This is a genomic window from Mesorhizobium sp. WSM4836, from assembly GCF_055811815.1.
Genome location: NZ_JBVVQF010000028.1, coordinates 31782 through 41375, shown reverse-complemented (window position 1 = coordinate 41375; position 9594 = coordinate 31782). Strand labels below are relative to the sequence as shown.

Below are 9594 nucleotides of genomic sequence, written 5' to 3'. Positions count from 1 at the left end.
GGCCATGTCTTCGCCCCACTCTCCCGTGATGCCGGAGCATATCGACTAGGGACGACCAGCGAATGGAGCATGGGATCTATCTGGTGACGCTCGTTGGCGCAGCACTTGTCGTTGCCGCCGCGTTTTCGAGCCTGATCGCCTTCCGTTTCGGCGCCCCTCTCCTGCTGCTGTTTCTCTGCATCGGTCTCGCCACCGGAACCGACGGTCTCGGCATCCATTTCGACAATGCCCGATTTGCTTATTTTGCCGGCTCATTGGCGCTGGCGATCATCCTTTTCGATTCCGGCTTCGGCACGCCGCTTAACGCCTTGCGGCAGGCGGCCGGGCCGGCGCTGTCGCTGGCGACCTTCGGCGTCCTTTTGACCACCGGCCTGTTCGGCGCCGCCGCCTACTATCTGCTCGACCTGACCTGGCTGGAATCCTTCCTGCTCGGTGCCGCCGTCGCCTCGACCGACGCTGCGGCGGTGTTCTTCCTGCTGCGCGCCGGCGAGATCAATTTGCGCGAGCGCGTGCGGTCGACGCTCGAGGTGGAATCCGGCACCAATGACCCGATCGCCATCTTCCTGACCATCACGCTGGTCGAGGTCATCGCCGCCAACACCCACCCCGAGGCCAAGGTGCTGGTTACCGATCTTGCCGTCGGCTTCCTTGTCAACATGGGGCTCGGCGCAGTCATCGGCATTCTCGGCGGCATGGCCATCGTGCGCCTCGTCGATCGCCTCAATCTCGATCACGGCCTGCTGCCGATCTTCGTGCTGACGCTGTCGCTGATGGTGTTCGCTGCCGCCGGCGCTGTCGGCGGCTCCGGTTTCCTGGCGGTTTATCTCGCAGGGCTGATTGCCGGCAATTCCGATATCCGCGCCGTCACCATCCTCAAACGCTTCCAGGACGGCATGTCGTGGCTGGCGCAGATCATCATGTTCCTGATCCTCGGCCTGTTCGCGACGCCTTCGCAATTTCCGGCAATTGTGGTTCCGGCGGTGCTGCTCGGCCTGTTCCTGATATTTGTGGCGCGGCCAATCGCCGTCTGGCTCTGCCTGATGCCGTTCCGTCTGCCGCGCCCGGAAGTCGCCTTCGTCTCATGGGTGGGCCTGCGTGGCGCCGTGTCGATCCTGCTTGCCATCACGCCGCTGCTCGGCCGCCTGGAGAACGGCCGCCTCATCTTCAACTCTGCCTTCATCATCGTGCTGGTCTCGCTGATCATCCAGGGATGGACCGTCGGGCCGCTGGCGCGCCGCCTCGGCCTTATCGTGCCGGCCCGGCTGGGACCGCTCGACAAGGTCGAATTGGAACTGCCGGGCTCCGCCCATCATGAGCTTCTCGCCTACCGCGTGGCACCCGGCAGCCCGGTGGCGCGCGGCGAACGCATTCCGCGCTGGGCGCGGCCGTCGCTTGTGTTGCGCGACGGACGCTCGATGCGCTTCCAGGATATGGGCCGGCTGACGGCCGGCGACCATGTCTACATCTTCGTGCCGGACCGCTATCCGCGCCTGCTCGACAAGCTGTTCGCCAGCCGTGCCGTGGTCGATCCCGAGGATGCGGACTTTTTCGGCGCCTTCGCCGTCGATCCGTCACGCTCCGCCGAGGAACTGGAGACCGCCTACGCGCCCGGCCTGACCGAAGCGGAACGCAAGCTCAGCATTGGCGACCTGGTCACTACGCGGCTCGGCGGCCACGCCGAATATGCCGACCGCGTGCTGCTCGGTCCGATCGAGCTGATCGTCCGCGACGTCGACGACAAGGGCAGGATCACCGGCCTTGGCCTGTCCTTTGAGCCGACCGCGCCGGTGGCGCGCGTTCCGGTGTTCCTCAGCGCTGGCGAAATCCGCGACCGCATCGCCGCCTTCATCCGCAACCGGCGCAAGCCGGCCGAAGCGCAGGCGGTCGAGGCGGCGGCCGAGCTGGAACCGGTTCGGCCGCCCGCGGTGGAAACGACAACTGGCGAAGGCTGACCGTTGCCGACGCGCGGAACCCTGCCGCGGGGCTGAAGAATGGCTCGGCAACTGGCGTGGCGAGCCATATGGTCCGTCATCGCCGGAATCCCGATCGCCCGGGCTGCGCTAACGCATCTGGCCGAACAGTCGCCAATCTCCGTGACTGCACGGCGCGCCATAGGATGCAGCTTTAGTTATTGCGGGCCGCGACAAACTGCGCCGCTTGTTTGAGAAGCGCGGCTTGTTCGCCATAGGGCTCGAGCAGCGCATGAGCCTGGTCGACGAGCCCCTGGAGCTGGTCCCGCGCCCAGCCCGGTCCGTGCAGCGCGACCAGCGTCGCCTTGCCGGCCGCGGCATCCTTGCCGGTCGCCTTGCCCATCTGATGCGCGTCGGCGGTCAGGTCGAGCAGATCGTCGGCAAGTTGAAAGGCAAGCCCGATCGCCGAGCCGAACTCGGCCAGCCTTTCACGGTCGCCCGACGGCGCGCCGGCAAGGATAGCGCCCGCTTCGCAGGCAAAGCGGATCAGCGCACCGGTTTTCATCGCCTGAAGCCGGATGATGCCGGCCTCGTCCGGCTGGCTTTGTTCGGCCTCGAGATCGAGCATCTGGCCGCCGACCATGCTTCCCGCCCCGGCGGCGCGGGCCAGTGCCAGCACCAGCGCTGCCCTGCGCTCGGCCGGCAGCATTGTCGCATCGTCGGCAAGGATGTCGAAGGCAAGCGTCAGCAAGGCATCGCCCGAAAGAATGGCGGTCGCCTCATCGAAAGCCCTGTGCACGGTCGGCTGGCCGCGGCGCAAATCGTCGTCGTCCATGGCCGGCAGATCGTCATGGATGAGCGAATAGCAGTGCACGCATTCGAGCGCCGCCGCGACGCGCAGCGCCGCCTCGCCATCGGCTGAAAACAGTGCAGCACTTTCCATGACCAGGAAGGGACGCAGTCGCTTGCCGCCGTTAAGCACGCCATGTCGCATTGCCGCCATCAGGCGTTCGGGCCGCGCGACCTCGCCTGAAAGCGTGCGTCCGTCGAGCAACCGCCTCAGCAGCGCCTCGAGCGGAACTGCCCGGGCAATAAGTGCGGCTTCGAACGCCATTTCGTCGTCTTTCGTCATGGTCGGGAGCGGTAGCCGACACTCAGACGTTGCGCAAGAAGCCAAGCGCCATTATGCCGGGGGCAGGGAGTAGCGCGGACTGGGTGGCTTGGCGGAACCGATTGTCGATCACGAAACCGAAGGGTTGGACATGGCGAGACCGAGACGCGGCAGCCGCATCGGTCTTCAACGCTGGGTCCGGCGCGGCATCGCCGTCGCCATCGTGCTGGCGCTGGTGCCTGTGGTGCTGACCTTGCTGTACCTGCCGTCATTCGTGCATCCGGTGTCGACATTGATGCTGAAGGACCTTGCGACGTTTTCCGGCTACGATCGGCGCTGGGTTTCCATCGACGATGTCGCGCCGGTGCTGGCATATTCGGTCATCATGTCGGAGGACGGGCAGTTCTGTTTCCATCGCGGCGTCGATCTGGGCGAGTTGCGCGGCGTCGTCGACGATGCGCTCGCCGGCGAGATGACACGTGGCGCCTCGACCATCACCATGCAGACGGTAAAGAACCTTTACCTATGGTCGCGGCCGCTGGGCTCGGTCCGTAAGGTCGTCGAACTGCCGCTGGCCGTCTATTTCGATGCGGTGCTGTCGAAACGGCGGATCATGGAGATCTACCTCAACATCGCCGAATGGGGACCGGGCATCTACGGCATCGAGGCCGCCGCCCAGCACCATTTCGGCGTCTCGGCAAGGCAGCTGTCGCGCCGGCAGGCAGCGCTGCTTGCCGTCACTTTGCCGAACCCGATCGCGCGCAATCCGGCGAAGCCGGGGCCGGGACTGAGGCGGCTTGCCGCGTTGATCGAACGGCGCGCGGGCCGCGCCGGCGCCTATGTCGGTTGCCTGCGATAGTGTCAAAAAAAAACACGGCGACGCTGGCCAAAACGCCGTCGGGCGTGTATAGGCACCCGACTTTCTCAGATTCCGGCCCCTGATGTGGCCCTTTCACGAGGGCCGCCGGGGCGTTTTGACCATGTAGTGGAGCATATCCATGGCCGTTCCGAAACGAAAAACCTCTCCGTCGAAGCGCGGCATGCGCCGTTCTGCCGACGCACTGAAGGCCCCGACCTATGTCGAGGACAAGAACTCCGGCGAGATGCGCCGTCCGCACCATATCGACCTGAAGACCGGCATGTATCGCGGTCGCCAGGTTCTGGAGCCGAAGGAAAGCTGAGAGAGCTTTCGACGGTTTTATGGGTTGCGAAACGACCGGCCATCGGCCGGTCTTTTTGCGTTTGCGACAACTGATCATATCAGCCGGGCCTGACATTGTTGTTTCACGCCGTCTTTGTCCGTGTTTGTCGGCCGCACGAAAATTCTTGACGGCGAACGCCGGGCGCACTCTACAAAGATCAGTCCAACCGGAGCCGCCACATGTTCGGTGCCATCCCGCTGCTGATCGTGCCTTTCATTCTCTATAATCTCGGGCTTCTGGGAATATTCGGCAGCGGCGACGATCCGTGGGCGACCGAGATGTTTTCGGTCCGGATGATGTCGGGTGGCGTGTTCTCGATGACCCTCGGCGATCTCATCGTGCTGATCGCACTGATCTTCTTGTTCGTCGAAGTGGTGAAGTCGACCCGCACGACAAGTGCCTCGATCATGGACCACCTTTTGTCGACCTTCGTCTTTGTGGCCTATCTGGTTGAGTTCCTGCTGGTAAAGGGCGCCGCCCATTCCGTTTTCTTCACACTGATGGTCATAGCGCTGATCGACGTGCTGGCCGGCTTTTCAGTGTCGATGCGGTCGGCCAGCCGCGACATCAACATGAATTAATGATCCCGGCTCAGCCCGGGTCGGCGCTAAAGCCAGCCGCCTCGATGCCGGCGATGGCTGCCGTTTCATCATTGTCTGACGTATCGCCGGAAATACCGACGGCGCCGATGATCGTGCCGGCCTCGTCGCGGATCAGCACGCCGCCGACGACCGGCAGGACGCGCCCGCCCGACACGTCGGAGACGCCGGCGATCAGATGCGGGCGCTCCTTGGCGAAGGCTTCCACCCGGCGCGAGCCCATGCCGATAGCGAGCGCGCCATAGGCCTTGCCGGCCGACATTTGCGGACGCAGGAACGAAGCGCCGTCCTGACGCTGGAACGCGACCAGATGGGCACCGGCATCGAGCACCGAGACGCCAAGCGGCCTGAGCTTGAGCTCGGCACCTTTGGCAAAGGCGGCGGCGATGATTTCAAGGGCTTTGTCGAGCATCAGTGCGGTCATGCCGGTCTCCTAAACGCGCCAGTTATCAACCGGCAGAACAGACTCCGGGTGAACTGTTTCGCATGAAAGGAAGCATGCGTTGTGGGAGCGCCGGCCTATTTCTTCTTCGCGCGAGGCTTCTTCACCGGCGCCGGAGGCGCATTGGCCAGGTCTTCCGCTTCCTTGGCGAGGCGCAGCGCCCGCAGCTTGTTGGTCTTGGCTTGGCGAGCGTCGCTCTCGGCGACATACTCCGCCATCGCCTTCTGGCGGACCGTGGCTGCCTCTTCCTGTTTCTTGAAACGCAAATCGGCCCGCGCACGGGCAGTGTCCTTAGAGTTCTCGACCAAGAGCGTTATCCAATCCCGTGAATTATCTTCAGCCCCTTGATAGCAGAGCCAGCCCGCAATTGGGAAAATAAGTTGGTCATGGCGCCGGATCGCAGCCGATGCCCCGCGCGTTGCGGGCGATCACCGCATCGTATCCGGCCTGCAAAGCCGCGCGGACGGTGGGCTCGGATGGAGCAGGAGACGCACCCAGATGCTCGTGGCGCAACTCGTTCATGAACTTGTCCCACATCGGCGGGCCGCCCTTTTCCAGAAGTTCGGCACGGATAGAGAGCTCTTCGCTGACCGGCAGCCAGACGCGGCCCCAGGCGCCGAGATGCGCCAGGATCGGCACCAGCGTGATCGCCATTTCGGTCAGGCTGTAGATCGCCTTCTGCTTGTGGGAGGGATCGTCCGCCTTGGTCAGCATGCCGAGCTCCATCAGCCGCTTCAGCCGGTCGGCGAGGATATTGGAGGCGATGCCCTCCATCGAGCCGTTGAGCAGTTCGCGAAAGTGGCGTCTGCCGCCAAAGATAATGTCGCGAAGGATGATCAGGCTCCACCGGTCGCCGAATACTTCGAGCGACAGGTTGATGGGGCATCCGGACCGACGATCGATGTTCATGCGAATCTCCAAAAACCGGTTGCATTATCGTATCGGTTTTAATATCGTGCAACTGATTGCAAATTGCAATCGGATTTGCAGCCCCAGGAGGAAGGCCATGAGAAACGCCGAACGCCCCGAAATAATATCCCAGACCTTCGGCAATCCCGCGCATCCGGCGATATTGTTGATCATGGGCGCCATGGCTTCCATGCTCTGGTGGCCCGAAGCGTTTTGCCGGAAACTGGGCGGCGAGGGTCGCTTCGTGATCCGCTATGACAATCGAGATACCGGCCGTTCGACCAAATACGCGCCGGGCGAGCCGCCTTACACATTCGACGACCTGGCGCACGATGCTATCCGCGTCCTTGATGACCATGGAATCCGAAAGGCGCATGTGGTCGGTATGTCGATGGGCGGCATGATCGCGCAGCTCGTTGCGTTGAAATACCCGTTGCGTGTCACTTCGCTGACGGTGATCAGCAGTTCGCTTCTGGGCATCGATACGTCGCATCTGCCCGGAACCACCGAGGCCTATAGGAAACATTCGGCCGAAGGCGCCAAGGTCGACTGGTCGGACCGTGGCCAAGCGGTCGATTTCATCGTCAAGGACGCGCATGCGCTCACCGGTGCCGCGCACTCTTTCGACGAGCAGCGAACGCGAGCTTTCGTCGAACAGGATTATGATCGGTCCGGCGGTTTTCTAATTGCGACCAATCATTTCATGCTCAAGAGTGGCGAAGATGGGAGCGGCGGAGACTGGACCGGTCTGTTGCGCGGCATGAAAACCCCGCTGCTCGTTATCCACGGCACCGGCGATCCCATCTTTCCAGTCGAGCACGGAGCCGCTCTTGCAGACGCGGTCGCCGGTGCAAGGCTGCTCTGGATCGAGGGCGGCGGCCACGAGCTGCATCCAGACGACTGGGCCGCGATCATCGATGCCATCGTCACCCACAGCCAGGCCAAATAGTACCGAGCCTGACCTAGACACCGAATTTCGTCGAGACGAACCACCTAAGGATCGAACAAACAATGTCCCTGACCATGCACCTTCATCCACTGGCCTCCTTCTGCTGGAAGCCGCTGATCGCGCTCTATGAGAACGGCACGCCATTCACATCCGTAGTCGTCGATCTCGGCAATGAGCAGTCGCGCGCGGCGTTTCTGAAATTGTGGCCGCTCGGCAAGATGCCGGTGCTGCGCGATGAAGCGCTGGACCGGACCGTGCCGGAATCGACGATCGTCATCGAATATCTCAACGCGTATTATCCTGGGCCGGTCGAACTGATCCCCGCCGATCTCGATCTCGCTCGGCAGACCCGGCTCGCCGATCGCTTCTATGACTTCTACGTCCAGGAACCGATGCAGAAGCTCGTCGGCGACCGGCTGCGGCCGAAGGGCAAGACCGATCCGTTCGGCGTCGAGCAGGCCCGCGCCCAGCTGCGCAGCTCCTATGCCATCGTCGAACAGGACATGCAGTCGAGGACATGGGCGGTGGGCGCGAGCTTCACCATGGCCGACTGCGCTGCCGCCCCCGCGCTGTTCTACGCCAACAAGGTCGAGCCGTTCGGAGACGAATATCCTGCGGTTAGACGCTATCACGACCGGTTGCTGCAACGCCCCTCGGTTGCCCGTGTGATCGAGGAAGCGCAGCCTTATTTCAAGCTCTTCCCCTACAACAATGGCTAGAGTGGTTCATCGTTTTCACGGAAACGCCGAACCGCTCTATCTCTTTGTTTTTGCGCAGTTCCGGATGGAAAAAACCGTTTCGCACTTTTCCTGGAATTGCTCTAGGCCCGATGCTGCATAGTTGCTTGACGCGCTGACGACGCCTCTCAGCTTCCGGGTGAGCCGAGTTGCTCCACATCCCAGAACTGGTCAAGCCAGATGTTGAGCTTCAGGAAGCCGGCATTGCTGACCGTATAGACGCGCCTGGTGCCTTCCGGCTTGGCGTTGACCAGCCCGGCATCAAGTAGCACCTTCAGGTGCTGCGAAACGGCCGGGCGGGACACCGGCAAGCCGGATGCCAATTCGTTGACGGTCTTCGGTCCGCGCCGGAGCTCTTCCAAGAGATGGCGCCGGTTGGGATCGGCAATCGCCATGAAGGCGTCGGAAAGCATCATGCCTTATTTGTGGGGCAAAGCGCCTCGAATCTCAACCGTCGGCTTCAGCTTTTCTGCGCGGGTCGAGCCGCAACGCTTCCGGCGTCACCGAGCGATCGGCCGGCTGGGTCTTGAAGGCATCGCGGCCTTCGATCGGCACCGGCGCACGACGGCTGATGCGCAGCAGCGTATAGCCGGCCAGGCTGAGATGCGCGAGCGAAGTAGCCAGGAACAGCCCCTCGGGACGCATCCAGCCCATCAGGCCGGCGGCCACCAGCGGACCGATCATCGTGCCGAAGCCATAAAGCAGCAGCAGGCCGCCCGACACTTTTACGAAATCCTCCGATCGCGCATGGTCATTGGCATGGGCCACCGCGATCGAATAGAGCGTGTAGGCGAAGGCGCCGTAGGCGGCGGTGCAGACGATGACGAAGACGCCGGAGCGCGGTTCGAACAGGAAGATGGCGATGGCGAACAGCGCAGCGCCGAAAGCCGCGCCCGCCAGCACAAAACGACGGTCGGTCGTGTCGGAGAGCCGCCCGGCCGGAAGCTGCATGGCGGCGCCGGCAATGACCACGAGGCTCATCATCAGCGCGATCTCGGCTGTCGAGATGCCGATGCGCGCTCCATAGACGGCACCAAGTGTACCCCAGGCGCCATTGGCGATGCCGATCAGCACGCAGGCGATCGCCGACACCGGCGAATTGATGTAGAGCCCTTTGACGTCGAGCGACACGTCCTGCAGCGGCTTAGGGTGAGACGCCGTCGAGACCGCCGTCGGGATCAGCGATAGGCAAAACAGAATGCCGGTGATCATAAACAGCGACGCCGATTTCACATCGCCGCCGGCAACGATCATCTGACCGCCCATGATCGAGGCATAGGTGACCATCATGTAGAGGCCAAAGACGGTGCCGCGGTTTTCGTTGGTGGCCTTCTCGTTCAGCCAGCTTTCGATGACCATGAACGCGCCTGCCATGGTGAAGCCGGTGAAGGCGCGCAGCAGGATCCAGGTATATTCGTCGATGATCAGGCCGGTGAGCAGTGCGACGATCGCTCCCGATGCGGCAAAGGCGCCGAAAGCCCTGACATGACCGGCGCGGCGCACGATGCGTGGCGCAAAGAAGCAGCCGGTGACGAAGCCGCCGGCCCAGGCCGTGCCCATCAGGCCGAGCGATGCCGTCGAGAAGCCCTCCACCTGGCCGCGCAGCGGCAACAGCAGCCCATGCAGCCCAGATGCCGCCAACAGGAACGCGGTGCCGCGCAGCAGCGAGAGGATCGGTCTGTAGCTTGCGAACATTTTTCAATCCGGCTGGGGTTTGGGGCACAAGTCTGGAGAC

At 63.0% G+C, this 9594-nt stretch carries 12 protein-coding genes; 6 read left to right on the top strand and 6 right to left on the bottom strand.

The features are described 5' to 3' along the window. The first annotated feature begins 62 nt into the window (after positions 1–62). On the top strand, positions 63–1952 hold the full coding sequence (locus AC0L2P_RS27100; RefSeq protein ID WP_473505673.1) for a potassium/proton antiporter: 1890 nt from the start codon (positions 63–65) through the stop codon (positions 1950–1952). Positions 1953–2124: 172 nt separating this feature from the next. Here the strand turns inward: AC0L2P_RS27100 and AC0L2P_RS27095 are convergent, their stop codons facing one another. Beyond that, complete coding sequence (locus tag AC0L2P_RS27095) at positions 2125–3042, bottom strand: polyprenyl synthetase family protein (RefSeq protein WP_473505671.1); 918 nt, start codon at positions 3040–3042, stop codon at positions 2125–2127. A gap of 79 nt (positions 3043–3121) precedes the next feature. Between AC0L2P_RS27095 and AC0L2P_RS27090 the strand changes: the two genes are divergently transcribed. From AC0L2P_RS27090 to AC0L2P_RS27080, 3 genes are all read left to right on the top strand, one after another. Continuing rightward, positions 3122–3880, top strand: coding sequence for a transglycosylase domain-containing protein (locus AC0L2P_RS27090; RefSeq protein ID WP_473505743.1), 759 nt, complete (start codon positions 3122–3124; stop codon positions 3878–3880). A 139-nt stretch (positions 3881–4019) separates the two neighbouring features. Beyond that, positions 4020–4202 carry a 50S ribosomal protein L32 gene (gene rpmF, locus AC0L2P_RS27085; RefSeq protein ID WP_006203806.1) on the top strand — a complete coding sequence of 61 codons (183 nt, stop codon included), beginning with the start codon at positions 4020–4022 and terminating at the stop codon, positions 4200–4202. A gap of 200 nt (positions 4203–4402) precedes the next feature. Next, positions 4403–4804 (top strand): hypothetical protein, encoded by a 402-nt coding sequence (locus tag AC0L2P_RS27080; protein WP_473505669.1) that lies wholly within the window; start codon positions 4403–4405, stop codon positions 4802–4804. Positions 4805–4814: 10 nt separating this feature from the next. Here the strand turns inward: AC0L2P_RS27080 and AC0L2P_RS27075 are convergent, their stop codons facing one another. The 3 genes from AC0L2P_RS27075 to AC0L2P_RS27065 all read right to left on the bottom strand — a co-directional run bounded on the left by AC0L2P_RS27075 (position 4815) and on the right by AC0L2P_RS27065 (position 6173). Then, positions 4815–5246: a GlcG/HbpS family heme-binding protein gene (locus AC0L2P_RS27075; RefSeq protein ID WP_473505668.1), complete on the bottom strand. Its 432-nt coding sequence runs from the start codon at positions 5244–5246 to the stop codon at positions 4815–4817. A gap of 95 nt (positions 5247–5341) precedes the next feature. After that, positions 5342–5572 carry a hypothetical protein gene (locus AC0L2P_RS27070; RefSeq protein WP_023678501.1) on the bottom strand — a complete coding sequence of 77 codons (231 nt, stop codon included), beginning with the start codon at positions 5570–5572 and terminating at the stop codon, positions 5342–5344. A 76-nt stretch (positions 5573–5648) separates the two neighbouring features. Then, entirely contained in the window at positions 5649–6173 is a 525-nt protein-coding gene (locus AC0L2P_RS27065; RefSeq protein WP_473505666.1) for a winged helix-turn-helix transcriptional regulator, read from the bottom strand. A gap of 97 nt (positions 6174–6270) precedes the next feature. On the opposite strand from AC0L2P_RS27065, the gene AC0L2P_RS27060 reads away from it, so the two are divergent. Further along, a complete protein-coding gene (locus AC0L2P_RS27060) occupies positions 6271–7122 on the top strand; it encodes an alpha/beta fold hydrolase (RefSeq protein ID WP_473505664.1) in 852 nt (283 codons plus the stop codon). A 62-nt stretch (positions 7123–7184) separates the two neighbouring features. Beyond that, positions 7185–7841, top strand: coding sequence for a glutathione S-transferase family protein (locus AC0L2P_RS27055; protein ID WP_473505662.1), 657 nt, complete (start codon positions 7185–7187; stop codon positions 7839–7841). Between the two features lie 146 nt (positions 7842–7987). On the opposite strand, the gene AC0L2P_RS27050 is transcribed toward AC0L2P_RS27055, so the two are convergent. Then, positions 7988–8275, bottom strand: a complete 288-nt coding sequence (locus AC0L2P_RS27050) for an ArsR/SmtB family transcription factor (protein WP_473505660.1) — start codon at positions 8273–8275, stop codon at positions 7988–7990. A 31-nt stretch (positions 8276–8306) separates the two neighbouring features. After that, positions 8307–9554, bottom strand: a complete 1248-nt coding sequence (locus tag AC0L2P_RS27045; protein WP_473505658.1) for an MFS transporter — start codon at positions 9552–9554, stop codon at positions 8307–8309. Positions 9555–9594 lie beyond the last annotated feature (40 nt).

Coding starts and splice junctions, on each gene's coding strand:
- AC0L2P_RS27075 (WP_473505668.1), bottom strand. CDS start 5,246: ATGACCGCACTGATGCTCGACAAAGCCCTTGAAATCATCGCCGCCGCC.
- AC0L2P_RS27095 (WP_473505671.1), bottom strand. CDS start 3,042: ATGACGAAAGACGACGAAATGGCGTTCGAAGCCGCACTTATTGCCCGG.
- rpmF (WP_006203806.1), top strand. CDS start 4,020: ATGGCCGTTCCGAAACGAAAAACCTCTCCGTCGAAGCGCGGCATGCGC.
- AC0L2P_RS27050 (WP_473505660.1), bottom strand. CDS start 8,275: ATGATGCTTTCCGACGCCTTCATGGCGATTGCCGATCCCAACCGGCGC.
- AC0L2P_RS27065 (WP_473505666.1), bottom strand. CDS start 6,173: ATGAACATCGATCGTCGGTCCGGATGCCCCATCAACCTGTCGCTCGAA.
- AC0L2P_RS27045 (WP_473505658.1), bottom strand. CDS start 9,554: ATGTTCGCAAGCTACAGACCGATCCTCTCGCTGCTGCGCGGCACCGCG.
- AC0L2P_RS27055 (WP_473505662.1), top strand. CDS start 7,185: ATGTCCCTGACCATGCACCTTCATCCACTGGCCTCCTTCTGCTGGAAG.
- AC0L2P_RS27060 (WP_473505664.1), top strand. CDS start 6,271: ATGAGAAACGCCGAACGCCCCGAAATAATATCCCAGACCTTCGGCAAT.
- AC0L2P_RS27080 (WP_473505669.1), top strand. CDS start 4,403: ATGTTCGGTGCCATCCCGCTGCTGATCGTGCCTTTCATTCTCTATAAT.
- AC0L2P_RS27100 (WP_473505673.1), top strand. CDS start 63: ATGGAGCATGGGATCTATCTGGTGACGCTCGTTGGCGCAGCACTTGTC.